General features: G+C 63.3%; 22 protein-coding genes. 8 read left to right on the forward strand and 14 right to left on the reverse strand.

Annotation, left to right across the window (positions count from 1 at the left end; translation table 11 throughout):
• Window positions 1-3: 3 nt before the first annotated feature.
• Window positions 4-2,925: a nitrate reductase gene (locus GTP41_RS27265; protein WP_161023713.1), complete on the forward strand. Its 2,922-nt coding sequence runs from the start codon at window positions 4-6 to the stop codon at window positions 2,923-2,925.
• On the opposite strand, the gene GTP41_RS01160 is transcribed toward GTP41_RS27265, so the two are convergent.
• The 3 genes from GTP41_RS01160 to gabD form a co-directional block, all read right to left on the reverse strand.
• Complete coding sequence (locus tag GTP41_RS01160) at window positions 2,922-3,857, reverse strand: PA2778 family cysteine peptidase (RefSeq protein WP_161023714.1); 936 nt, start codon at window positions 3,855-3,857, stop codon at window positions 2,922-2,924. The genes GTP41_RS27265 and GTP41_RS01160 overlap by 4 nt on opposite strands.
• Window positions 3,858-4,241, reverse strand: coding sequence for a PA2779 family protein (locus GTP41_RS01165; RefSeq protein ID WP_161023715.1), 384 nt, complete (start codon window positions 4,239-4,241; stop codon window positions 3,858-3,860).
• Between the two features lie 224 nt (window positions 4,242-4,465).
• The gene (gabD, locus tag GTP41_RS01170) at window positions 4,466-5,920 is read right to left on the reverse strand and encodes an NADP-dependent succinate-semialdehyde dehydrogenase (protein ID WP_161023716.1); all 1,455 of its coding nucleotides are present in this window, start codon (window positions 5,918-5,920) and stop codon (window positions 4,466-4,468) included.
• Between the two features lie 115 nt (window positions 5,921-6,035).
• On the opposite strand from gabD, the gene GTP41_RS01175 reads away from it, so the two are divergent.
• The 4 genes from GTP41_RS01175 to GTP41_RS01190 are packed head-to-tail and all read left to right on the forward strand — an operon-like array spanning window position 6,036 to window position 11,107.
• Window positions 6,036-6,791: a gamma-glutamyl-gamma-aminobutyrate hydrolase family protein gene (locus tag GTP41_RS01175; protein ID WP_161023717.1), complete on the forward strand. Its 756-nt coding sequence runs from the start codon at window positions 6,036-6,038 to the stop codon at window positions 6,789-6,791.
• 49 nt (window positions 6,792-6,840) lie between these two features.
• The gene (locus GTP41_RS01180; protein WP_161023718.1) at window positions 6,841-8,211 is read left to right on the forward strand and encodes a glutamine synthetase family protein; all 1,371 of its coding nucleotides are present in this window, start codon (window positions 6,841-6,843) and stop codon (window positions 8,209-8,211) included.
• 10 nt (window positions 8,212-8,221) lie between these two features.
• On the forward strand, window positions 8,222-9,604 hold the full coding sequence (locus tag GTP41_RS01185) for an aspartate aminotransferase family protein (protein ID WP_161023719.1): 1,383 nt from the start codon (window positions 8,222-8,224) through the stop codon (window positions 9,602-9,604).
• 3 nt (window positions 9,605-9,607) lie between these two features.
• A complete protein-coding gene (locus GTP41_RS01190; protein WP_161023720.1) occupies window positions 9,608-11,107 on the forward strand; it encodes an aldehyde dehydrogenase in 1,500 nt (499 codons plus the stop codon).
• Window positions 11,108-11,111: 4 nt separating this feature from the next.
• Here the strand turns inward: GTP41_RS01190 and GTP41_RS01195 are convergent, their stop codons facing one another.
• The 8 genes from GTP41_RS01195 to GTP41_RS01230 all read right to left on the reverse strand — a co-directional run bounded on the left by GTP41_RS01195 (window position 11,112) and on the right by GTP41_RS01230 (window position 17,429).
• Window positions 11,112-11,651 (reverse strand): UPF0149 family protein, encoded by a 540-nt coding sequence (locus tag GTP41_RS01195; protein WP_161023721.1) that lies wholly within the window; start codon window positions 11,649-11,651, stop codon window positions 11,112-11,114.
• Between the two features lie 3 nt (window positions 11,652-11,654).
• Window positions 11,655-12,500 carry a 3-methyl-2-oxobutanoate hydroxymethyltransferase gene (gene panB, locus GTP41_RS01200; protein ID WP_161023722.1) on the reverse strand — a complete coding sequence of 282 codons (846 nt, stop codon included), beginning with the start codon at window positions 12,498-12,500 and terminating at the stop codon, window positions 11,655-11,657.
• Window positions 12,501-12,531: 31 nt separating this feature from the next.
• Entirely contained in the window at window positions 12,532-12,879 is a 348-nt protein-coding gene (locus GTP41_RS01205; protein WP_161023723.1) for a DMT family protein, read from the reverse strand.
• Between the two features lie 105 nt (window positions 12,880-12,984).
• The gene (gene folK / locus GTP41_RS01210; protein ID WP_161023724.1) at window positions 12,985-13,461 is read right to left on the reverse strand and encodes a 2-amino-4-hydroxy-6-hydroxymethyldihydropteridine diphosphokinase; all 477 of its coding nucleotides are present in this window, start codon (window positions 13,459-13,461) and stop codon (window positions 12,985-12,987) included.
• Window positions 13,461-14,960 (reverse strand): polynucleotide adenylyltransferase PcnB, encoded by a 1,500-nt coding sequence (gene pcnB, locus GTP41_RS01215; RefSeq protein ID WP_161023725.1) that lies wholly within the window; start codon window positions 14,958-14,960, stop codon window positions 13,461-13,463. Before pcnB ends, folK begins: the two co-directional genes overlap by 1 nt.
• Window positions 14,953-15,624 carry a histidinol-phosphatase gene (locus tag GTP41_RS01220; protein WP_161023974.1) on the reverse strand — a complete coding sequence of 224 codons (672 nt, stop codon included), beginning with the start codon at window positions 15,622-15,624 and terminating at the stop codon, window positions 14,953-14,955. Before GTP41_RS01220 ends, pcnB begins: the two co-directional genes overlap by 8 nt.
• The gene (gene hda, locus GTP41_RS01225) at window positions 15,624-16,292 is read right to left on the reverse strand and encodes a DnaA regulatory inactivator Hda (RefSeq protein ID WP_161023726.1); all 669 of its coding nucleotides are present in this window, start codon (window positions 16,290-16,292) and stop codon (window positions 15,624-15,626) included. Before hda ends, GTP41_RS01220 begins: the two co-directional genes overlap by 1 nt.
• Before the next feature lie 51 nt (window positions 16,293-16,343).
• A complete protein-coding gene (locus tag GTP41_RS01230; RefSeq protein WP_161023727.1) occupies window positions 16,344-17,429 on the reverse strand; it encodes an AI-2E family transporter in 1,086 nt (361 codons plus the stop codon).
• Between the two features lie 260 nt (window positions 17,430-17,689).
• On the opposite strand from GTP41_RS01230, the gene purM reads away from it, so the two are divergent.
• A complete protein-coding gene (purM, locus tag GTP41_RS01235; protein WP_161023728.1) occupies window positions 17,690-18,733 on the forward strand; it encodes a phosphoribosylformylglycinamidine cyclo-ligase in 1,044 nt (347 codons plus the stop codon).
• Window positions 18,734-18,813: 80 nt separating this feature from the next.
• Here the strand turns inward: purM and GTP41_RS01240 are convergent, their stop codons facing one another.
• Together GTP41_RS01240 and GTP41_RS01245 are read right to left on the reverse strand one after the other, a co-directional pair.
• The gene (locus tag GTP41_RS01240) at window positions 18,814-19,323 is read right to left on the reverse strand and encodes a hypothetical protein (protein WP_161023729.1); all 510 of its coding nucleotides are present in this window, start codon (window positions 19,321-19,323) and stop codon (window positions 18,814-18,816) included.
• Between the two features lie 53 nt (window positions 19,324-19,376).
• Window positions 19,377-19,958 (reverse strand): hypothetical protein, encoded by a 582-nt coding sequence (locus GTP41_RS01245; RefSeq protein WP_229502692.1) that lies wholly within the window; start codon window positions 19,956-19,958, stop codon window positions 19,377-19,379.
• A gap of 159 nt (window positions 19,959-20,117) precedes the next feature.
• Between GTP41_RS01245 and GTP41_RS01250 the strand changes: the two genes are divergently transcribed.
• Both GTP41_RS01250 and GTP41_RS01255 read left to right on the forward strand, forming a co-directional pair.
• Window positions 20,118-20,837: a sterol desaturase family protein gene (locus GTP41_RS01250; protein ID WP_161023730.1), complete on the forward strand. Its 720-nt coding sequence runs from the start codon at window positions 20,118-20,120 to the stop codon at window positions 20,835-20,837.
• 35 nt (window positions 20,838-20,872) lie between these two features.
• Window positions 20,873-21,883 (forward strand): ankyrin repeat domain-containing protein, encoded by a 1,011-nt coding sequence (locus GTP41_RS01255; protein ID WP_161023731.1) that lies wholly within the window; start codon window positions 20,873-20,875, stop codon window positions 21,881-21,883.
• A gap of 13 nt (window positions 21,884-21,896) precedes the next feature.
• On the opposite strand, the gene GTP41_RS01260 is transcribed toward GTP41_RS01255, so the two are convergent.
• Window positions 21,897-22,859 (reverse strand): cyclase family protein, encoded by a 963-nt coding sequence (locus tag GTP41_RS01260; RefSeq protein WP_161023732.1) that lies wholly within the window; start codon window positions 22,857-22,859, stop codon window positions 21,897-21,899.
• Window positions 22,860-22,954: the final 95 nt, after the last annotated feature.

The following is a 22,954-nucleotide window of genomic DNA, read 5'->3' on the forward strand; positions in this document are numbered from 1 at the left end:
ACCATGATTAAGACGACGTGCGCATATTGCGGTGTAGGGTGCGGGGTGACGGCGACGCCGCGTCGCGGTGGCGGTTTCGATATCGCAGGCGATGCCGCACACCCGGCCAACCAGGGCCGCTTGTGCGTGAAGGGTTCGGCGCTGGGCGAAACCATCGGACTGGAAGGCCGCCTGCTGTACCCGATGATGCGCGAACGCGGAGCAGATGGCTCGCGTGCCGCCCAGCCGCAGCGCGTGGCCTGGGGCGAAGCGCTCGACCGCGTGGCCGGAAAGTGGCGCGCCATCATCGACGAACACGGTCCCGATGCCGTGGCCTTCTACGTCTCCGGCCAGTTGCTGACGGAAGACTACTACGTCGCCAACAAACTGGTGAAAGGCTATATCGGCAGCGCCAATATCGACACCAACTCGCGCCTGTGCATGTCATCCGCCGTGGCAGGGCATAAGCGGGCGTTCGGCGAAGACGTGGTGCCCGTCAATTACGACGACATCGAGCACGCCGACATGGTGGTGCTGGTCGGCTCAAACCTGGCCTGGTGCCACCCAATCCTGTTCCAGCGCCTGACGCGCGCCAAAGAAGCGCGGCCAGAAATGAAGATCGTAGTGATCGACCCGCGCCGCACAGCGACCTGCGAGCTGGCCGACCTGCACCTGCCGATCAAGCCGGGCACGGATGTCTGGCTGTTCAACGGCTTGCTCAGCTACTTGTCCCGTATCGGCGCGGTCGACCCGGCCTTCGTCGCCGCCCGCACGAACGGCCTGGAAGACGCCCTGGCAGCCGCCGACATGTCGCCGGCCGATGTGGCACGCGCCTGCCGCGTGAACCTGCAGGACCTGATGGAGTTCTACGAATCCTTCGCTGGCACCGCGAAGGTGATCACCGGCTTCTCCATGGGCGTGAACCAGTCCAGCGCCGGCACCGACAAGGTCAATGCGATCATCAACTGCCACCTGATCGGTGGCCGGATCGGCAAGCAAGGCATGGGCCCGTTCTCGATCACCGGCCAGCCGAACGCCATGGGCGGCCGCGAGGTTGGCGGCCTGGCCAATATGCTGGCCGCGCACCTCGACCTCGACAACGCCGCGCACCGCGACGCCGTGCAAACCTTCTGGTCCTCGCCGCGCATCGCCTCCCGTCCCGGCTTGAAGGCGGTGGACCTGTTCGAAGCCATCGAATCCGGCCGGGTCAAAGCGGTTTGGGTGATCGCCACCAATCCGGTGGTCAGCCTGCCCAATGCCGACCAGGTACGGCGCGCGCTGGAGCGGTGCGAGCTGGTTGTCGTATCCGACGTGGTGCGCGATACCGACACCAACGCCTACGCCGACGTGTTGTTGCCCGCGCTGGCGTGGGGCGAGAAAGATGGCACAGTCACCAATTCCGAACGCCGCATTTCGCGCCAGCGTGCCTTTCTTCCAGCGCCGGGCGAAGCAAGGGCCGACTGGCTGATCCTGTCGCAGTTCGCCTTGCGTATGGGCTACGACGGTTTCGGCTACGCCAGCGCCGCCGAGATCTTCACCGAACACGCCCGCCTCAGCGCCTGGCGCAACGCCCCCGGCCAGCTACCGCGCGCCTTCAACATCGGCGCCCTCGCCACGCTCGGCGAATCCGCCTACGACGCCCTCCCGCCGACGCAATGGCCCACCCCCGTCGCCGCCACCGCCGCCATCGCCACGCTACCCGCGCCCACCGCCGCCTTCCCGCCCGCTGCCGCATCCGCGTCCGTCGCCGCATCTCCGCTCTTGGCCGCCGCCTTCGCGCCCCCGGCCACCGCCCCCGAACCAGCCGCCGCCGCCGCGCCCAGTTCCGCCTTCGCGTCGGCAGCCGTTGCCGGCCTCGATGGCAAGCAAAACACAGCACGCATTGCGGCGGCATCCGAGGCCGACGCACCTTCAGCGACCCGTCCCTTCGCCGATGGCCGCTTCTCCCATCCCGATGGCCGCGCACGATTCATCCCAACGACACCGCGCGCCCCCGCCAACCTGCCGGACGGCGAATACCCCATCGCCCTCAACACCGGCCGCGTACGCGACCACTGGCACACCATGACCCGCACCGGCCGCGCCCCCAAGCTGGCCGACCACATCCCCGAATCCTTCATCGACATGCACCCGCAGGATGCCCTGCTGTGCGGCGTGAAGGAAGGCGAGCTGGCGCGCGTCACCAGCCAATGGGGCAGCATGGTCGCCCGCGTCCAGCACGGCGGCGGCATTGCCCGAGGCAGCGCCTTCGTCCCGATCCACTGGAACAACCAGATCGCCTCCGACGCCCGCATCGGCGCCGTGGTCAACCCCGTCGTAGATCCTATCTCCGGCGAGCCGGAATTCAAACACACCCCAGTGATGATCGACCGCTTCCCCGTCAAATGGCACGGCTTTATCCTGAGCCGCGACGCACTGCAGCTCGACGCGCTGGCCTATTGGACCAAAGTGCAAGGCAAAGACTTCCAGCGCTATGAGCTGGCCGGCCGCAACACGATCAAGGACTTCGGCGAATGGGCGCGCCAGCTGCTCGGCATCAAAGACGACGACGCAGACTGGCTCGAATACGCCGACCGCAGCTCCGGCGTCTTGCGCGCCGTGCATCTGGTAGACGACCGCATCGCTCAATGCATCTTCATCTCCGCCAGGCCAGACCTGCCCGCGCGCCAATGGCTCGCCAGCCTGTTCGAAAAAGAGCAACTGGAGTTGGCAGACCGCGCCGCCCTGTTGGCCGGCCGCCCGATCCAAGCCGGCGCAGACGCCGGAGCAACGGTCTGCTCCTGCTTCGGCGTAGGCCGCAACACCATCTGCAACGCCATCCGCGAAAAGAACCTCACCACGCCAGCGCAAATCACCGCCTGCGTGAAAGCAGGCGGCAACTGCGGCTCCTGTGTGCCGGAACTGAAAAAACTGCTGGTGGAAACCCGCGTGAAAGAAACAGCTTAAGGCCGGGAAGCCTGCTTTTGAAGGGAAAGCAGGGTAGCCCTGGCCTCATCGCGCCAAGCACCACCCAGGTCGACTGCCGCCTGCGCAGCGGCACGCGCCTCATCCAGCTGGCCCAACTCCCCCAGCACGACGGCCAGGTTATTGAAGGCAGCGCCATGGGACGGATGCGCCACGGTGACGCTACGGAAAGCCTCGGCCGCTGCAGCCTTATCGCCGGCAGCATAGGCGCTATTCCCGAGTCCAAGCTGGAGTGGCAGGGTATTCGGCCACCGCTGCAGCGCGGCGCGGTACGACAAGAGGGCCGATTGCGGCGGCACCGCCGCCTCATACGCGATCAGGTCAGGCTGCAGTGTCGCAAGGCTCGCCGTAGCCGGCAGTTCGCCCGGAGGCAGCGCCACCAATCCCCAGAAGCCGCTGCGCGCCCAAGTATTCTCGAAAGTTGAAAGCGGCATGGTCATACGGCGCGTCGTCCCCGAACGCAGGATCACCTCCGCGCTGCCGATGTCATAACCGATAACGACCGCATAATGCCACTTCGGCAAAATCGGCAGGCTCAGATTCTGCAGCACCAGCACAGGATGGCCCGCGTCGAGCTCCGCCAGGAGCGCCTGCATGCTCGGCGCAATGCGAGTAGTCAGCGCGCCATGGCGGCGCCCAGCGGCCTGCAATTCGATTTGCAGGCTACCTTCGCGGCCCGGAAGATAGACTTCCCCCACCAGCGAATCAGGCGACTTGCTGATGCCCGCCGCGCCCAGCACCATCGCCAATGCCGCAGGACCGCATTGATAGCGCTCCTGGGCATAGAACGGCGTCGCAACAAGCTCCTGCTGCTGTGGACCGGTACGCGGCGCAGCGAGCAGCGCGCGCGTTTGAGTTGCGCATCCTGCCAACAGCAGAAGCGCGACCGCCACAGCCAGCAGGCGTTGCATCATTTAGCGCACGGAACGGGTGAACGGATACACCTTGGTCAGGCCCAGGATATCGGTCACCAGCAGCAGAACGAAGACGAAGACCAGCGCGCCCACGATGCCGTCACCGCCCGCTGGCAGCGAATCGACCTGCTTCACCAGGGATTCCGCCTCCGCATCGCTCAGCGCAGCAACGCGCGCCTGAGCCGCATCCGGCGCAATGCCGTTGCGTTCCAGCGCAGCCTGCACGTCCGCCCGCTGCAGTTCAGTTGCCAGGCGAGCACGCGCCTGCGTCCCCGCTTCCGTCGCCGCCACCTGGGCGGTACCGATCATGGCCGCCTGGACGTTTTGCTGAAAGCCCACCACAACCATGGCCGACAGCATGAGATGCACGAAGAGTTTTTTCATTTTATTTCTCCTTGGATAAACACGCGAAGTGTATCCAAGAGGAACTTTTTGTGACGCACGATTAGCCCAAACCGGTGCCAGGTCTGTCAATCGGACAGCTACCGCTAACATTTGAGAAATCTCAATACGCCAATCCGCCAAGTTTTCCGTATTGAGAAATATCAAACTATGTGGTCGGATGTCCGAATGACAGACCTGGCACCGGTTCTGGCACCTGATTTGGCTCAAATCCCGCCCATGCAGATGTATTTGATGACGAGGTAGTCGTCCATGCCGTGCGTCGAGCCTTCGCGGCCTAGGCCGGATTGCTTGACGCCGCCGAATGGTGCGATTTCGGTCGAGATCAGGCCGGTGTTCACGCCGACCATGCCGCTTTCCAGGCCTTCCGCTACGCGCCAGATGCGGCCGATGTCGCGTGAGTAGAAGTACGCGGCCAGGCCGAACTCGGTGTCGTTCGCCAGTGCTACCGCTTCGTCGTCGGTTTTGAAGCGGAACAGCGGCGCCAGCGGGCCGAAGGTCTCTTCGCGCGCGACCAGCATGCCGGCATCCACGTCGGCCAGCACCGTGGGCTGGAAGAAGCTGTGGCCGAGCTCATGCCGTTGGCCGCCCAGCAGTAATCGTGCGCCTTTGCCCAACGCATCGGCGATATGCTCTTCCACTTTGGCGACGGCCTTCTCTTCGATCAGCGGGCCTTGCGTCACGCCGGCGTCGGCGCCGTTGCCGACCTTGAGCTTGCGCGCGGCTTCCACCAGCTTGGCGGCGAAGGCGTCGTACACGCCGTCCTGCACGTAGATGCGGTTCGCGCACACGCAGGTCTGGCCGGCATTGCGGTATTTGGAGGCGATGGCGCCTTCCACTGCGGCGTCGAGGTCGGCGTCGTCGAATACGATGAAGGGTGCGTTGCCGCCCAGTTCCAGCGATAGCTTTTTGATCGTCGGCGCGCATTGTTCCATCAGCAAACGGCCGACGGCGGTGGAGCCGGTGAAACTCAATTTGCGCACGATGGGATTGGAGGTCATCTCGCCGCCAATCGCGCGCGAGGCGCCGGTGATCACGCTGAACACGCCCGCTGGCACGCCTGCGCGTTCGGCCAGCACCGCCAGCGCGAGCGCGGAGAAGGGCGTCAGTTCGGCAGGTTTGACCACCATCGGGCAGCCTGCCGCCAGTGCGGGTCCTGCTTTGCGCGTGATCATTGCGGCGGGGAAGTTCCATGGCGTGATCGCTGCGCTGACGCCGATCGGTTCGCGCGTGACGAGCACGCGCTTGTCGGGCCATGGCGAGGCGAGGGTTTCGCCGGCGATGCGTTTGGCTTCTTCGGCGAACCATTCGATGAACGAGGCGGCGTAGCTGATTTCGCCTTTGGATTCGGCCAGCGGCTTGCCTTGTTCTGCCGTCATCAGCAATGCCAGGTCGTCGGCATTGGCCAGGATCAGGTCATTCCATTTGCGCAGGATGGCGGCGCGCGCTTTGGCCGGTTGCCGGCGCCATGCAGGCCATGCGGCATGTGCTGCTTCGATGGCGCGGCGCGTTTCGGCGGCGCCCATCTGCGGCACGGTGCCGAGTGTTTCGCCGGTGGCGGGATTGGTCACGGTGATTGTCGCGCCCCCGTCGGCATCGCACCATTCGCCGGCAATAAAGCACTGTTGGCGTAGAAGGCTGGGATCTTTCAGGGTCAACATGGTTCACCTCCAAACAAAAAACCAAGTATACCCAGTATCACATTGCCCGGTTGCCACAATCGCAAATTGGGAATAAGATCAAATTGCACACCAAGTTACTATCAGAAGAACTGAAATGCGCCGCCCCATCGTACTGGTCCCCGCCTGCAGCCATGAAATAGGCCCTCATCCCAGCTACGCCGCACAAAACAAATACGTTGATGCGGTCGCTGTGGGAGCGCGCTGCCAGCCGTTATTGGTGCCGCCGCTCGGCGACAGCACCGATATCGAAAGCCTGTTGAGCGTTGCCAATGGCATCATGCTGACCGGCGCTGCCTCCAATGTGCAGGCGCGCTTGTATGGGCAGGAAACGCTTGATCCTTCGCTGCCGCAGGATATTGCGCGCGACGCCACCGCCTTGCCGCTGGTGCGCGCTGCGCTGCTGCGCGGCATACCCTTGCTGGCGATCTGCCGCGGTTTCCAGGAAGTGAATGTGGCGCTGGGCGGCACCTTGCACCAGTCGGTGCATACGGTGTCGGGCTATTTCGATCATCGCGAAGATAAAACACAGTCGCTGGAGCAGCAGTACGGCCCGGCGCACCGCATCAAGCTCGAACCGGGCGGTTTGCTGGCGCATATCCTGGATGGCGCTGGTGAAATACAAGTGAACTCGCTGCACGGTCAAGGCATCGACCGGCTCGCGCCCGGCCTGCAGGTGGAAGCGCGTTCCGACGACGGTTTGATCGAGGCCTATTCCGTCGCCGCCTCCTCTGCGTTCGCATTGGCGGTGCAATGGCACCCTGAGTGGCGTGTCGAAGAGAATCATGATTCCATGCGCATGTTCAGCGCGTTCGGCCTTGCATGCCGCGTGCACCGGGACCGTATCCCTTAGCTGGCTTTCCTTCAGTAGTGCTGTTTTCCAAACACCCTGAGAGGAAGCTATGGCAATCCGCGAAAATTTCAGCTATACCGATATGGACGAGTGGCTCAATGAAAAACGAGTCACCGAAATCGAATGCCTGGTGCCGGACCTGACCGGCGTCGCACGCGGGAAAATTCTTCCGCGCGGCAAATTCACCCAGGAGCGCGGCATGCGCATTCCTGAAGCGGTGCTGGGCATGACCGTCACCGGCAATTATCCGACCGAGGATGATGCCTACGACCGCGCCATTTCCAACACCGACCGCGACATGATCCTGAAGGCCGATCCCACCACCATCACCATGGTGCCATGGGCCAGCGATCCGACCGCGCAAGTGATCCACGACTGCTACTTCAGCGACGGCCGCCTGGTCGATTTCGCACCGCGTTCGGTGCTGCGCCGCGTGCTGAAACTGTTTGACGAAAAGGGCTGGAAGCCAGTGGTGGCGCCGGAACTGGAGTTCTACCTGACCGACAAGAACTCCGACCCCGACCTGCCGCTGAAGGCGCCGATCGGACGCAGCGGCCGGGCGGAAACCAGCCGCCAGGTCTACAGCATCGATGCGGTGAACGAGTTCGATCCGCTGTTCGAGGACATCTATGATTACTGCGACCTGATGGGCCTGGACGTGGATACGCTGATCCACGAAATCGGGGCCGGTCAGATGGAGATCAACTTCCTGCACGGCGAGCCGCTCGGCCTGGCCGACAAGGTGTTCTTCTTCAAACGCACCTTGCGCGAGGCGGCGCTGAAGCACCATATGTACGCTACCTTCATGGCCAAGCCGATGGCGGGCGAGCCGGGTTCTGCCATGCATATCCACCAGAGCGTGATCGATGCGCGCACCGGCTGGAATATCTTCAGCAACCAGGACGGCTCGCCGTCGCAGCTGTTCAAAGCCTATATCGGCGGCCTGCAGCGCTATATGCCGAGCGCGCTGGCGATCGTGGCGCCGTATGTGAATTCCTACCGCCGCCTGGTGCGCCACACGGCTGCGCCGATCAATATCCAGTGGGGCATGGATAACCGCACCGTGGGCTTCCGGGTGCCCGAGTCGGGCGTGCAGGACCGGCGCGTCGAGAACCGTATCATCGGGGCCGATGCCAACCCTTACCTGGCGTTGGCGGTGACGCTGGCTTGCGGCTATCTTGGCATGACGGAAGGGCTGGAACCAACCGCGCCCACCACCGGCAGCGCCTACGATATGAAGGTGGAGCTGCCGCAAGGCTTGCCGGAAGCGCTGAAGGAGTTGCGTAGCGAGGATAAGCTGCGCAATGTGCTGGGTGAGCGCTTTATCGATGTCTATGCTGCCATCAAGGACCTGGAGCACCAGGAGTTCATGACCGTCATCAGCCCGTGGGAGCGCGAGCACCTGCTGCTGCACGTGTAAGGAGGCGATCATGGACGATACCAAATCCATCCAGGCGCACGACCACGCGCATTATATGCATCCCTTCACGGACCATAAGGCGCTGGGCGAACGCGGCGTGCGCGTGATGGTGCGCGGCGAGGGCATCTATCTGTGGGACTCGGAAGGCAAGAAGATCCTGGACGGCATGTCCGGCCTGTGGTGCGTGAATCTCGGCTACGGTCGGCACAGTATTTCCAAAGCCGTGTTCGAGCAGATGGAGACGCTGCCTTTCTATAACAGCTTCTTCAACACCACCAATGTGCCGGCGGTGAAGCTGGCCGCCAAGCTGGCCGAGATCGCGCCGAAGGGCTTCCAGCACGTCTTCTTCACCGGCTCCGGCTCGGAGGCGAACGACACCAATGTGCGTATGGTGCGGCGCTATTGGGACTTGCTGGGGCAGCCGCAGCGCCACACCATCATCAGCCGTTTCAACGCTTACCATGGCAGCACCATGGCCGGTGCTTCGCTGGGCGGCATGGAGGGCATGCATGCGCAGGGCGGCCTGCCGATTCCCGGCATCGTGCATATCCGCCAGCCCAACTATCTGGATGCGGGGCGCGGCATGAGCGAGGACGAATTCGGTATCGAAGCCGCGTCCTGGCTGGAGCAGAAGATCCTCGAAGTGGGCGCAGAAAAGGTGGCGGCCTTCATCGGCGAACCGATCCAGGGCGCGGGCGGGGTCGTGATCCCGCCGCGCACCTACTGGCCGGAGATCCAGCGCATCTGCGACAAGTACGGCATCCTGCTGATCGCGGATGAGGTGATCACCGGCTTTGGCCGCACCGGCCGCATGTTCGCCAGCGACTACTTCGGCATCAGACCGGACCTGATCACCTTTGCCAAGGGCGTCACTTCCGGCTATATCCCGCTGGGCGGCGTGCTGGTGGGCGAGCGTGTGGCGAAGGTACTGATCGGGCAGGGCGGCGAGTTCGCGCACGGTTTCACTTACTCGGGCCACCCGGTGGCGTGCGCGGCAGCGCTGGAGACCATCCGCATCATCGAAGAAGAGCGTCTGGTGCAGCGCGTGGCGGAGGATACGGGCCCGTACCTGGCGCAGCGCTTTGCGACACTGGGCGACCATCCGCTGGTTGGTTATGCCAACAGCTGCGGTTTCGTCGCGGGCCTGAACCTGGTGCGGCGCAAGGGGCCCACCATCCACGGCCACGAGTACTTCGACCCCAAGCTGGAGGTTGGCATGGTGTGCCGCGGCTATATGTTCAACAACGGCATGATCATGCGCGCCGTGGGCGACCGCATGATCATCGCGCCGCCGCTGGTGATGACGCGCGAACAGATCGATGAGATGGTGGCGCTGATCCGGCGCTGCCTGGACGACACCTATCAAGACTTACAACAGAGGGGATGGGTCTGAACCATGGCGAAAACGGCGAAAGAGACGGTCAACTGGCATGACAAGGCGAAGGCGCTGGTGCTGGATGGGCGTGCCTTCATCAACGGCGAGCGCACTTGGGCGCGCAGCGAGCGTAAGTTCGACAACCTGTCGCCGATCGACGGCCGCTACCTGTCGCAAACCGCCCGCTGCGATGCGGCGGACGTGGACCAGGCGGTGGCCGTGGCGCGCCGCGCCTTCGACAGCGCTCGCTGGTCGGGCCAGGCGCCGGCCCAGCGCAAGCGCGTGCTGGTGAAGTTCGCCGAACTGGTGATGCAAAACAAGGATGAGCTGGCGCTGTTGGAAACCCTGGATATGGGCAAGCCGATCAAGTACAGCCAGGTGGTCGATGTGTCGCTGGCGGCCAATTGCATCCGCTGGTACGGCGAGGCGATCGACAAGGTGTACGGCGAGATCGCGCCTACGCCCGCCAGCGCACTGGCCCTGATCACGCGCGAGCCGGTGGGCGTGGTGGCTGCTATCGTGCCGTGGAATTATCCGCTGTTGATGGCGGCGTGGAAGATCGCGCCGGCGCTGGCGGCGGGCAATTGCGTGGTGCTCAAACCGTCCGAAAAGTCGCCGCTGTCGGCGCTGCGGCTGGCCGAGTTGGCAGTGGAGGCGGGCATCCCGCCCGGCGTGTTCAATGTGCTGCCAGGCTTTGGCAACGAGGCCGGCGCCGCGCTGGCCATGCATATGGACGTGGACTGTATCGGCTTTACCGGCTCCACCCGCACCGGTAAGCAGATCATCCAGATGGCGGGCCAGTCCAACCTGAAGCGCGCCTGGACGGAACTGGGCGGCAAGTCGGCCAATATCGTGTGCGCCGATTGCCCCGACCTGGATGCCGCCGTTGCGGCGGCTGTCGGCTCGATCTACTTCAACCAGGGCGAGAGCTGCAATGCTCCTTCGCGCCTGTTCGTGGAGGAGTCGATCAAGGACCAGTTCCTGGAGAAGGCGCTGGCCATGGTGCCGTCGTATGCGCCGGGCGACCCGCTGGACGAGAAAACTGTCATGGGTGCGATTGTCGATTCGATCCAGATGAACACCGTGATGGGCTTTATCGAATCGGGCCGCGAGGAGGGCGCCAAGCTGCTGGCGGGCGGCAAGGCGGTGCGCAAGGAGACCGGCGGCTTCTACGTCGAGCCGACTTTGTTCGACGGCGTGCAGAACACCATGAAGATTGCGCGTGAGGAGATTTTCGGGCCGGTGCTGTCGGTGCTGTCGTTCACGGACCTGGACGAGGCGGTGCGCCAGGCGAACGACACGCCGTACGGTCTGCACGCGGCGGTGTGGACGCGCGATATCTCGAAAGCGATCCGCACCTCGCGCGCGCTGAAGGCGGGCACCGTGCACGTCAACCAGTACGATGGCGACGATATCACGGTGCCTTTCGGCGGCTACAAGCAGTCAGGCAATGGGCGCGATAAATCGCTGCATGCTTTCGACAAGTACACCGAGTTGAAGACGACCTGGATTCAGGTCTGAGCGTTCAAGCGCCGCAGCACTTCTTGAATTTCTTCCCGCTGCCGCAAGGGCAAGGGTCGTTGCGGCCGGCCTTTTCCACCTTGGCCTGCGGCGCGTGGAAGAAGGCGTTGATTTTGATGACGGACGGCGTTACCTTGGCCGCATTCAGCGGCGGCTGGAAGGGCAGCAGCAAGGCCGGTTGCTGCGCGCGTAGCGGCGCCCAGGCTTCCGGCGCCATGGCCACGCCGGCCATAAAGCCCTCGCACCACGCCTCCACCGTCCAGCTGCCGCCGCAGTCGTAGATCGGCTCAAAGCTGCCCGGGTCCTTCTGCATCCACACGCGCATATAGTCGTGATGGCGCAGCACCAGCGCGGCAGCTTCGTCGCTGCCCGCCGTGCCGTCCCAGACGGCCGGCAGCCACGCTTCCGGCGCCAGTTCGGCCGGGCCGATCACCAGCGCAGTCAGGAAGCCTTCCAGCTTGGCCACATCCATGGCCTGCGGGCCCATTTCGGCCAGCAGGTCATCCAGGCGGTCGTACTCGTCGTCGTCGAGAGGTGCGCCCATGGCTTAGAAGCAGTGCTCCACCGCAGGGAAGGAGCCGTCCTTCACGGCGCTCACATAAGCGTCGACCGCAGCCTGGATCGAGGTCTGGCCTTCCATGAAGTTTTTCACGAAGCGCGCTTTGCGGCCTGGGAATACACCCAGCATATCGTGCATGACCAGCACCTGGCCGGAGCAGTCCGGGCCTGCGCCAATGCCGATGGTCGGCATCGACAGCAGATCGGTCACTTCCTTGCCCAGCGCGGTCGGAATCGCTTCCAGCACCAGCAGGGCGGCGCCGGCCGCTTGCAGCTTGAGTGCATCCTGTTTCAGCAGGTCCGCGCTTTCCACCGTCTTGCCCTGCACCTTGTAGCCGCCCAGGGTGTGGACGGATTGCGGGGTCAGGCCCAGGTGCGCGCACACCGGGATCGAACGTTCGACCAGGAAGCGCACGGTTTCCGCGACCCAGGCGCCGCCTTCAATCTTCACCATATGCGCGCCGGCTTGCACCAGCTGCACGGCGTTGTGGAAGGCTTGCTCGGGCGTGCCGTAGGAGCCGAACGGCATGTCGGCCAGGATCAGCGCATTCTTCGCGCCGCGCGCCACTGCGGCGGTATGGTAGGCGATGTCCTGCACGGTGACCGGCAGGGTGGACTGGTGGCCGTTGCACACCATGCCCAGCGAATCACCGATCAGCAGGATCTCCACGCCGCAGCCGTCCATCAGGGAGGCGAAGCTGGCGTCGTAGCAGGTCAGCATGGTGATCTTTTCGCCGGCTGCCTTCAGGGCGTTGATCGAGGGGATCGTGACCGCCTTGGTGGGAACTGCGCGGGTCGGGGCCGGGTAGGGGTTCTGCTGCATGTTTCCAGACATGGGAATGTCCTTAAATTCTAAAAACGCTATTCTAACTGCGGAAGATGAAGTACACAGCGCCCACCAGGCACAGGCCGGCCCAGATGAAGTCTGTTTTGAACGGCTCGTTCATGTAGAACATGGCGAAGGGGACGAAGACGCCGAGGGTGATCACCTCTTGCATGATCTTGAGCTGCGCCAGGCTGTATTGGGTGAAGCCGATGCGGTTGGCGGGCACTTGGATCAGGTACTCGAACAGGGCGATGCCCCAGCTGACCAGCGCTGCGACCAGCCAGGATTTGTTAGAGAAGTTCTTCAGGTGTCCGTACCATGCAACGGTCATGAAGATGTTGGACAGGATCAGCAGACCGGCGGTTTGGACGAAGATTGGGATTTGCATTGTTTGGGTCCTTTTGCTTACAACCCGGTAAACCGGGGTCTCAATGCCGTCGGCCGTTGCGTAGAGTGGGTCTGACCCTGCGGGTCAGACCCAGGTTTACCGGGTTTAAAGGCGGATAATACCTTGGTCGGCAACCGCAGGCGCGAAATCGGCAGCACGCCCAAGTCCAGGCAGCACCGCTTGCGGCGCCAGCTCCAGCAGCGGCGTCAGCACAAACGCGCGCAGGTGCATGCGCGGGTGCGGCACGGTGAGTGTAGGGGTGGCAATCTGCTCATCGCCGTACAGCAGCAAATCCAGATCCAGCGTGCGCGGTGCATTGAAATACGGCCGCTCACGCCCATGCGCCTGCTCAATCCCGAACAGCGCCTCCAGCAAAACCTGCGCCGGCAGCGAAGTGCTCAAGCGCGCAACAGCATTGATATAGTCATCGCCCGAGGAATCGATGGGCGCCGTGCGGTACAGCGACGATACCGCCTCCAGCGAGGCGCCGGGCAGCTTGCCCAGGCGCTCAAACGCATCCAGCACATTGGCGCGGGCATCGCCCAGGTTGGCGCCGATGCCGATGTAGGCGGTGACGGGCATCAAGCGTCGCCGGCAGGGGCGTCGCCGCCACCGCCGCTGCGGTTTCGGCTACGGCGCGGGCGACGGCGGCGTTTGCGTGCCGGCGCCTCGCCTTCCGGGCGGGGGTTCAGGAAGTCATCGTCCTCGGATTCATCGCCATCGTCAGCATCATGCTGCGCGGCCGCCACTTCGGCGCCGCCTTCGTCGGCATCCTTGCGGGCACGGCGTGGAGCGGCTTTCTTCTTCTTGCCGCCGTTGGACGAAGCAGACGCCACCAGGTCGGCGCGTACGCTTTCATCGGCTTCGTAGAATGCCGTCCACCAGTCGCCCAGCTCGCGGTCGATCTCGCCGGACGCGCAGCGCAGCAGCAGGAAGTCGTAGCCGGCGCGGAAGCGCAGGTGCTCCAGCAGCTTGTATGGGTTCTTGCCGTTGCGGCGCTCAAAGCGCGGCTGCATGGCCCAGATATCGCGCATGTCGGAACCGATCTTGCGCTGGATTGCCAGCTTCTCGGTCTGCGACTCCAGCACTTCATCCGCCGCCAGGTGCAGGGCGGGAATGGATGCCTCGCCCGCGGCCTGGTAGGCCTGCCACTTCTCCAGCACCTGGTGCCACAACAGGGACGCGAACAGGAAGCCCGGCGACACGGTCTTGCCGGCCATCACGCGCTTGTCGGTGGAGTCCAGCGCCAGGGTCACGAACTTGGTGCCCATCGGCTGCTCCAGCACCACGTCCAGCATTGGCAGCAGGCCATGGTGCAGGCCTTCCTTGCGCAGTTGTTGCAGGCAGGCCAGGGCCTGGCCGGAAGTGAGCAGCTTGAGCATTTCGTCGAACACGCGCGCCGCCGGCACGTTGTCGATCAGCGGCGCCATCACGCCGATCGGCTCGGCGGTCGAACGCTCGATGGAGAAATTCAGCTTGGCCGCGAAGCGCACCACGCGCAGCATGCGCACCGGGTCTTCGCGGTAGCGCGCTTCCGGCTGGCCGATGATGCGCAGCGTCTTGCTGCGGATATCCTCGATGCCGCCGTGGTAGTCCAGCACTTCCTGCGTGGCAGGGTTGTAGTACATGGCGTTGATGGTGAAGTCGCGGCGCTCCGCGTCTTCCGCCTGCGAACCGAAAGTGTTATCGCGCAGCACGCGGCCATGCTCGTCCTTCGGCGCATTGTCGGTGGCGGTGCCGCGGAAGGTGGTCACCTCCAGCAGGTCCTGTCCGAACATCACGTGCACGATCTGGAAACGGCGGCCGATGATAAAGGCGCGGCGGAACAGGCGCTTGACCTGTTCCGGCGTGGCGTTGGTGGCAACGTCAAAGTCTTTCGGCTTTACGCCCAGCAGCAGGTCGCGCACCGCGCCCCCCACCACAAAGGCCTCGAAGCCGGCTTCCTGCAGGGTGCTGGTGACGCGCACAGCGTTGTTCGACACCATGCGCGGGTCGATGCCGTGCTCTTTCGGGCCCAGCACAACGAGCTCGTTGCTCTTTTGCTTGACGCCCAGGATCTTGCGGATAAATTTCTTAATCATTGAACAGGTGAATTAGTGGCCAGCCTTGCGCAGTCGCGTGCTCGGACAGTTTGGCGTTCGGGTTGGTCGCAATCGGATGGCTGACGATCGACATCAGCGGCAGGTCGTTATGGGAATCGCTGTAGAAGTGGACGCTGTCGAAGCTGTCCAGCGTATGCCCCATCTTTTCCAGCCAGGCCTTGGTATGCACGATCTTGCCTTCGCCCTGGGTTGGCGTGCCAACCAGCTTGCCGGTGATGCGGCCGGCGGCATCGCGCTCCGGCATCGCGGCAATCACGTGCTCCACGCCGAAGGCCTTGGCGATCGGCGCCACCACGAAGTGGTTGGTAGCGGTAACGATCGCCACCAGGTCGCCGGCGTCCAGGTGCTGTTGCAGCAGGGCGCGGGCGGAAGGCAGGATGTTCGGCATCACTACTTCGGTCATGTAGCGCTGCTGCAGTCCGGCCAGTTCTTCGGGATCGAAGGCTGCCAGGGTTCCGAGCGAAAATTCCAGGTACTCCACCGGGTCCAGGGTGCCCGCCTGGTATTGGTCGTAAAAGTCCTCGTTGCGGCGCTTGAATTCAGCGGCGTCGACGGCGCCCACGCGGCACAGGAACTGGCCCCATTCAAAATCGGAGTCAATCGGCAGCAAGGTGTGGTCTAAGTCGAACAGGGCGAGTTTCATCATTCTTTCGCTTCCTCCTGCAGCCATTCGCGCAGCAGGGGCAGGGTGATCGGGCGTTTGGTTTCCAGGGAATACTGGTCGAGCGAGTCGAGCATCGAGGACAGCGATACCATGTCGCGCTGGAAGTGCGACAGCAGGTAAGGTAGCACACCCGGGGAGAGGGTCAAGCCGCGCGCTTCCGCCATTTGCGTCAGCGTCGCCAGCTTCTCATCGTCCGTCAGGCCATGGATCTGGTACACCAGGCCCCAGCCCATGCGCGTGCGCAGGTCCTCGCGCACCGGCAACACCGCCGGGGCGACCGAGCCCGCGCTGACCATAAAGGCGTTATTGGCGCGGATCTCGTTGAACAGGGCAAAGGCATCGATCTGGGCTACCGGCGACAGCTTTTCGCAGTCGTCCAGCAGGTACAGGTCCACGTCCGGCGAATACAGGAACTCGGTTTCAATCGAAAACGGCGAAATATAGCGCGCGCGGTCGCTCGAGGCGAGCGCCTTCAGCAGGTGCGACTTGCCTGCGCCCGTCTCCCCCCAAAGGTAGGCGAAATGCTCGCGCGAGCTGCGGTCGGCGAACTGGCGCATCAGCGCCGCCACCTCCGCATTGCGGCCCACCTCGAACGACTCGAGGGTGCACACGGGCTCCGCGCCCAGGTCAAGCACCAGCTGTTTCATTGGACTTGTCCCGGCTTTATGGACTTATTGCTAACGTATTCGATCTTCACACTAAGCATTATAAAAGCTGCTGCGCAGGTAGTGGCGGCGCAAGTGCCTAAAACCGACCATTAACAGTGCGGAAGCGGGTAAAGCGAGCAGCACGCCGACGAATCCGAACAGCTGGCCGAAGGCCAACAGGGCGAAAATCACCGCCAGCGGATCGAGGCCGATGCGCTCGCCCACCAGGCGCGGCGTCAGGATAAAGCCTTCGATCACCTGGCCCACGCCATAGATGACGGCCACCGCCACCAGCCCGCTCCAGTCGGAAAACTGCAGTACGGCGGCCATCAGCGCCAGCAGCAGGCCCAGGCCGAAACCGAGGTAAGGAATAAATACCAGTACGCCGGACAGGATGCCGACCGGCAGCGCCACGTCGAAACCGGCCACGGCCAGCGCGCTGGAATAATAAACAGACAACACCAGCATCACCATCAACTGGCCGCGCAGGTATTGCGCCAGCAGGGCATCGGACTCGCGCGCCATGTCCATGGTGGCGCCGATATAGCGGCGCGGCACGGCGCCGGCAATGCGCGCCAGCAGCTGGTGCCAGTCCAGCAGCAGGTAGAACAGCACCACCGGGATCAGGGTGACCGTCGCCAGCCAGCCCAGCACCGCGCTGCCGCCGGCGCGCACGGAATTCAGCACGGCGGCCCAGATCTGGTCCCCGCTCTCCGCCATCTTCTCCGCCACCAGGGCCTTGATGGTGGCCCCGTCCAGGGTGAATTCCACGCCCAGGTGCTGCAGGCGCGGGCCCAGGGTGTCATTCAGCTTGGCCAGCGCCGCCGGAATGGCAGCCTGCAGCAGCGGGATTTCCTTCTGCAGCACCGGCACCACGATCAGCATCAGCGCCAGCATGGCAGCGCCGAACAGCGTAATGACGATGGAAACGGCCACCGAGCGCGGCATCTTCCAGCGCCGCAGCAAGCGCATGCGGCACAGCTTATCAACCGCCGGGTTCAGGGCGTAGGCAATGATGGCGGCGGCCAGGAAGGGCGTCAGCACCGGTCCCAGTAGCCACAGCAGGAAGAAAAAGGCGGACCAGACAGCCACCCAGAACAGCGTTTGTTTTTGTTCTACCGAGAGCGGAAGTGGCATCGGGTGGCGGAGTTGAATAAAGATCTATTATTCTACCGCCTTCGCAGCAACTAAAGCCATTTCTGACCATTTCTGGCCATTTCGACGATGTTTCGGCAATTTTCGTGCGCCGCCCCCGGATTTGGGGTGTTTTGCCGCGTGCGGGGCTGAAAAGCGCCGGATAACGAGAGAAAATATGGGGTAAAAATGCTAAAATAGCGGACTTGCCGTAATACGGCCACCGCTTTCCCCATCTTTTCGCCTCTGTTGCGTAAAACACCATGAGCCAACCTTCGAATGTTTCCCTGTCCTACCGTGACGCAGGTGTCGATATCGACGCCGGCGACGCCCTAGTTGAAGCGATCAAGCCATTCGCCAAGCGCACCATGCGCGAAGGCGTAATGGGCGGTATCGGCGGCTTCGGCGCGCTGTTCGAGATCAGCAAGAAATACAAGGAGCCGGTGCTGGTTTCCGGCACCGACGGCGTCGGCACCAAGCTGAAACTGGCCTTCGAGCTGAACCGCCACGACACCGTAGGCATCGACCTGGTGGCCATGAGCGTCAACGACATCCTGGTGCAGGGCGCCGAGCCGCTGTTCTTCCTGGACTATTTCGCCTGCGGCAAACTGAACGTAGCGACCGCCACCGACGTCATCAAGGGCATCGCCCAAGGTTGCGAACAAGCTGGTTGCGCCCTGATCGGCGGCGAAACCGCAGAAATGCCTTCCATGTACCCGGACGGCGAATACGACCTGGCAGGCTTCGCAGTCGGCGCGGTTGAAAAATCCAAACTGATCGACGGCACCAAGATCGCCCCGGGCGACGTGGTACTGGGCCTGGCCTCCTCCGGCGCCCACTCCAACGGTTACTCCCTGGTGCGCAAGATCATCGAAGTGGCCAAGCCGGACCTGGAAGCCGACTTCCACGGCCGCAAACTGGCCGACGTGCTGATGGCCCCGACCCGCATCTACGTCAAGCCGCTGCTGGCGCTGATGGAATCGATGGAAGTCAAAGGCCTGGTGCACATCACCGGCGGCGGCCTGGTGGAAAACATCCCACGCGTGCTGCAAGACCACCTGACCGCTGAACTGGACGGCAAGTCCTGGACCATGCCACCGCTGTTCCAGTGGCTGCAGCAGCACGGCGGCGTAGCCGACTCCGAAATGCACCGCGTGTTCAACTGCGGCATTGGCATGACCGTGATCGTCTCCGCTGAAAACGCCGACGCAGCGATCGCCCAGCTGACCGCAGCCGGCGAGACCGTATTCCGCATCGGCAAAATCCGCGCCCGCGCGGAAGGCGAACACCAAACCATCGTCGTATAAAAAAATGGGGACGTACCCCATTTAATAGAAACGGGGCCTGCGGGCCCCGTTTTTATTTAAATGGGGTACGTCCCCATTTATTATTGGCGCGCCCAGTCCTCGATGCTGCGGATGGTTTCCGGGCTGGCGCTCAAGGCCAGTTGCCGGCACTTGGCGCTGCCCTCAAAGGTCAGCAGCCATAGTGGTCCTTGCGACACGGCGCAAAACGTCTTCTCGTTCCCGATGCGCCGGAACCAGCCAGACAGGTAGCCGAAGCCGGCCACGCCATTGGTCCGGATCACTAGCCCAAGATCGGCGGACGCGGCCACCTGGCGCGCGCTCACCGCCTTCATTTCGCTGCGCGCCAGCTTGAACGTATAAATACTGTGCCGCACGACCAATTGCTCCGGTGTGATCGCCACCGAATAGCGGGTCAGGATGAAGTACAGCACCACCAGCAGGCCCGCCAGCGTGGCGCCCACTGCCACCGCCCCGGCGCGATCATGCGATGCCGTCAGTATGAGCCAGAACACAATGCCCAGCGGGGCAAACAGGATCAACGCCATCAGCCATGCCTGGCGCGCGGAAGGAGGAAAGGTCGCAGTCGTCATGGTAAATAATGATAGCGGACCTTTCCGCCCTCAAGTCTCTCCGAATCCCACACTCAGCGCTTGCTGAAGTCCATGATCCAGTTGGTGTGCCAGCTGGTGCCGTCATCCCAGGAGTAGGCTTGCTCCCAGCGCGCATGGCGCTCGTCGCGGCGGGTCCAGGTGAAGCGCACGCGCGCGGTGCGGCCCTTATACACTTCCTCGCCTTCAAAGCGCCCCACGCCATCCGCATCAAAACGGCCCACTACCGGCGGCAGCAAAGTGCCCGTAGCTGGATCAAGCCCGCCATCGCGGTTGGTGAGCCAGTAGATGCTCCAGCGCCCGGTCACCGGGTCAAACACGCGCAGTGTCATCGCCACGAAGCCGGGACGCCAGTCGCCCAGCGGGCGGTACTCGTCATAGTTGCCAATGCCGGCCGGCAGCGCATGCACCATGTTGCTGGCGCTGAAGGTCTCCCACGGGCTGTCCGGGTTCGCATAATCGCTTTGCTTACGGTTTTGCACCGTCCAGTCGCCGTGCAGGAAATCGAAACCATGCCGTGCGCGTTCGATCTCCGTCGGCGTTGGCAGCGTCGCCGTTCCGCCGGCACTCACCGCGCCGCTGGCCGCCAGCGCTATCACACCAATTAGTCTTTTCATGCTCGTCTCCTTATTGAAAGAGACGCCATGCTAGGTCCGCATCAGGCGAGAACCTGCCCTATATGCCGCCAGTATCGATATCCGATACCGCGCCGCTATTGCTAGGGTGAAGGCGCCGCCCGGCGCGATGATCGGCTCCACACCAAACAGGAGACCCCCATGCTACCGACCATTTTCGCTGTGTTCGCCCTTTGCTTCGTGCTGGAACGCCTGCGCCCCGGCTGGAAACTGCCCCGCGTGCGCACTTGGCCGGTACGCGTGCTGGCCATCAACGCCGTGCAACTGGCGGTGGTGCTGCTGGCCGGCATAACGTGGGAACGCTGGGCCGCGCAAGCCTCGCTGCTGCACTTGTCCGACCATATGGGGCCGGTGGCAGGCGGCCTGCTGGCATACTTTATCGCCACCTTCGTGTTCTACTGGTGGCACCGGGTGCGCCACGAGTCCGATGTGCTGTGGCGCCTGTTCCACCAAATCCACCACAGCCCGCAGCGCATCGAAGTCATCACCTCTTTCTACAAGCATCCCGGCGAAATGGTGGTCAACTCCATCATCGGCAGCCTGCTGGTGTACGCCTTCCTTGGCCTGTCGGCGGAAGCGGGTGCGGTCTACACCCTGTGCACCGCGCTGGGCGAGTTCTTCTACCATACCAGCGTTACCACGCCGCGCTGGGTCGGCTGGTTTTTCCAACGCCCCGAGATGCACCGCATCCACCACCAGCACGGCCGCCATAAGAACAACTACGGCGACATTGTCTGGTGGGACATGCTGTTTGGTACCTACGAAAATCCGGAAAAGTTCGAGGCGACCTGCGGCTTTGATCCGGACAAGGAGGAGCAACTGGTGGATATGTTGGTCTACAAGGATGTGCACCAACCGTAACGCGGCGTAAGCAGGTGAATACTTATAATCCTGGCATGCAAAAATATACATGCCATTTACTGCTGGCCGTCCTCGCGGCCGCGTTCTCCAACCCGTCCTCCGCGCAGGGCGTGCCAGGCGTGCCGAATTGCGATGGCGCTGCCATGCTGGTATGCGCGCCTGTTGTTGCGGTGGTGAGCGCCAAAAACGCGCTGCGCCAAGCGTCGACGGAAAATCGCCTGAAAGCGGCGCTGGAAGAAGGGAACGCGAAAAAGGCGAAGCCTTTGCTGAAGAAAGCTATGCGCCGCAAATCGGATCAGGAAAAAGCGCAGTACCTGCACGCTGCCACCGACGCCTACTTGAAGGACAAAGAGCCGGCAAAGCAGCCGGCACGGCTGGAGATCGCCAAATACGTCATGGAGAATATCGACCTGCGCGGCGAACACGGTTCGGCTTTCCTGCAAAGGGTGATCGCAACTGATCACTACAGCTACGACTCGAGAGAGAGCTTTCTGCTGCGCCGCCTGGCACTAGCTGAAGTGGCACTCGCGCAAGGTGCGAACGCGCGAAACGTCAACCTGAGTGCTTGCCGTCTTTGCGGGGCCGATTTAGCTTTGCTGCCCCTGTTGCTCAAAAACGGTGCCAATATTGCCACCAGCGCGTACTTGCTGACCGACCTGGTCAGGCTTGGGGATTACGATGCAGCCCAGCGCCTGATTGAGCTGGGTGCAAATGCCAACGGCGCCATTGACGAATGGCGAGGGCCGCTGCACCAAGTTGCCGAGGGCTGCGTCCCGAGGGAGCAGCGCGGGGATATGGCGCCGCCAGAGCGGGAGCGCCTGTGGAGCCTGTGCGTCGATCTGACGACATCGTTCGCCAAGTTCGCCGTCGCGCACGGCGCCGACCCCAATGGCCAGTCGTCCGTGGCGACGCTGTGCGACACCCCGTATTCGCTGGCGCTGCAAGGCGGGAACAAGGTGCTTGCCGAAACGTTGCGCAAGCTGGGAGCCGACCCGACGCTTGCCCAGCGCTGCAAGCGTGAAGCCCCGCCGGGCGCGGTACCCTGAGGCGCTAACAGGTTCAGCGCAGCGGCAACGCAATCGGCCGCATCGGCGCCGCATCGGCGCCGCGCAGCTTGAGCGAGGCGCCGATGAAGGCGAATTCGTACACCTTGTCGCGCGCCAGCTCCTCCAGGTTGACCAGCTCCATGATCGGCACGCCATGTTCGGCCAGCAGGTAGGTGTGGACCGGGATGTAGTTGTCCTTGGCCTCGGAAGGGAAGGATTCAAAACTCAGGTTATCCGCTCCCACCACCATCGCGCCATGCTGCTCCACCAGGAAACGCGCCGCATCCAGCCCCATGCCGGGCGGGTTTTGCATGAAGGCTTGCGCCTTCTCGAAGTGCTGCATGCGCCCGGTGCGGATCAGCACCACATCGCCCTTTTGCAGCGCCACTTTCTGGCGCGCCAGCGCATCGGCCAGGTCCTTGCCGGTGACGCGGTAGTTATCCGGCAGCATATCCACGCCCTTGGCCGCCGCCACATCGATCAGCACCCCGCGCGCCACAATCGGCGGCAGTTTCTCGGCGCCGGCCACCTTCCAGCCCCGGTCGCCCAGGTGCTCGGAAGCTTTGAATCCGTTCCAGATCTTGCCATTCAGCCCGAAGTGGGGCAGGGCGTCGATATGGGTGCCCATATGCGTGTACATCGAGATGGCGCTGCCCGAATAGCTGACGTGCTGGTTCATGGCCTTGCCGGTCTCCATCGGGTCGGACAGCACATTGCCATGCGGCGTGTGCGTCATCCACATCAGGTAAGGCGGGTCGCCCGCCGCCTGCCAGCTCGGCATGCCGACGAAGTAGTCGACCGACAGGTCATAGGCGCGGCCGCCTTTGATGCGGGCCAGCACAGCCGCGCTGGAAGCGGGTGTGACCAGGTTCAGGCGGCCGATTTCGTCCTTTGGCCCCCATGGGCTGGTGCCTGGTTCGGCGGCGGTGGCATTGAAGGACAGCAGCAGGGCTGCAGCAGTGGCGAGGAATTTCATCTTGGCTCCTTTGAAAGAAAGTTCAGTGAAGCCAGCTTATTTGATTCTGCTGCTAAGATAATCGAGTAATTTGGATAAAGACTTTTTACCAAGAG

It is taken from the genome of Pseudoduganella guangdongensis, assembly GCF_009857475.1.
Taxonomy (GTDB): Bacteria; Pseudomonadota; Gammaproteobacteria; order Burkholderiales; family Burkholderiaceae_D; genus Rugamonas; species Rugamonas guangdongensis.

What these genes read in the sequence shown, in the direction of transcription:
- GTP41_RS27265 (WP_161023713.1), top strand. Translation starts at nt 4, where the DNA reads ATGATTAAGACGACGTGCGCATATTGCGGTGTAGGGTGCGGGGTGACG.
- GTP41_RS01160 (WP_161023714.1), bottom strand. Translation starts at nt 3,857, where the DNA reads ATGATGCAACGCCTGCTGGCTGTGGCGGTCGCGCTTCTGCTGTTGGCA.
- GTP41_RS01165 (WP_161023715.1), bottom strand. Translation starts at nt 4,241, where the DNA reads ATGAAAAAACTCTTCGTGCATCTCATGCTGTCGGCCATGGTTGTGGTG.
- gabD (WP_161023716.1), bottom strand. Translation starts at nt 5,920, where the DNA reads ATGTTGACCCTGAAAGATCCCAGCCTTCTACGCCAACAGTGCTTTATT.
- GTP41_RS01175 (WP_161023717.1), top strand. Translation starts at nt 6,036, where the DNA reads ATGCGCCGCCCCATCGTACTGGTCCCCGCCTGCAGCCATGAAATAGGC.
- GTP41_RS01180 (WP_161023718.1), top strand. Translation starts at nt 6,841, where the DNA reads ATGGCAATCCGCGAAAATTTCAGCTATACCGATATGGACGAGTGGCTC.
- GTP41_RS01185 (WP_161023719.1), top strand. Translation starts at nt 8,222, where the DNA reads ATGGACGATACCAAATCCATCCAGGCGCACGACCACGCGCATTATATG.
- GTP41_RS01190 (WP_161023720.1), top strand. Translation starts at nt 9,608, where the DNA reads ATGGCGAAAACGGCGAAAGAGACGGTCAACTGGCATGACAAGGCGAAG.
- GTP41_RS01195 (WP_161023721.1), bottom strand. Translation starts at nt 11,651, where the DNA reads ATGGGCGCACCTCTCGACGACGACGAGTACGACCGCCTGGATGACCTG.
- panB (WP_161023722.1), bottom strand. Translation starts at nt 12,500, where the DNA reads ATGTCTGGAAACATGCAGCAGAACCCCTACCCGGCCCCGACCCGCGCA.
- GTP41_RS01205 (WP_161023723.1), bottom strand. Translation starts at nt 12,879, where the DNA reads ATGCAAATCCCAATCTTCGTCCAAACCGCCGGTCTGCTGATCCTGTCC.
- folK (WP_161023724.1), bottom strand. Translation starts at nt 13,461, where the DNA reads ATGCCCGTCACCGCCTACATCGGCATCGGCGCCAACCTGGGCGATGCC.
- pcnB (WP_161023725.1), bottom strand. Translation starts at nt 14,960, where the DNA reads ATGATTAAGAAATTTATCCGCAAGATCCTGGGCGTCAAGCAAAAGAGC.
- GTP41_RS01220 (WP_161023974.1), bottom strand. Translation starts at nt 15,624, where the DNA reads ATGAAACTCGCCCTGTTCGACTTAGACCACACCTTGCTGCCGATTGAC.
- hda (WP_161023726.1), bottom strand. Translation starts at nt 16,292, where the DNA reads ATGAAACAGCTGGTGCTTGACCTGGGCGCGGAGCCCGTGTGCACCCTC.
- GTP41_RS01230 (WP_161023727.1), bottom strand. Translation starts at nt 17,429, where the DNA reads ATGCCACTTCCGCTCTCGGTAGAACAAAAACAAACGCTGTTCTGGGTG.
- purM (WP_161023728.1), top strand. Translation starts at nt 17,690, where the DNA reads ATGAGCCAACCTTCGAATGTTTCCCTGTCCTACCGTGACGCAGGTGTC.
- GTP41_RS01240 (WP_161023729.1), bottom strand. Translation starts at nt 19,323, where the DNA reads ATGACGACTGCGACCTTTCCTCCTTCCGCGCGCCAGGCATGGCTGATG.
- GTP41_RS01245 (WP_229502692.1), bottom strand. Translation starts at nt 19,958, where the DNA reads ATGAAAAGACTAATTGGTGTGATAGCGCTGGCGGCCAGCGGCGCGGTG.
- GTP41_RS01250 (WP_161023730.1), top strand. Translation starts at nt 20,118, where the DNA reads ATGCTACCGACCATTTTCGCTGTGTTCGCCCTTTGCTTCGTGCTGGAA.
- GTP41_RS01255 (WP_161023731.1), top strand. Translation starts at nt 20,873, where the DNA reads ATGCAAAAATATACATGCCATTTACTGCTGGCCGTCCTCGCGGCCGCG.
- GTP41_RS01260 (WP_161023732.1), bottom strand. Translation starts at nt 22,859, where the DNA reads ATGAAATTCCTCGCCACTGCTGCAGCCCTGCTGCTGTCCTTCAATGCC.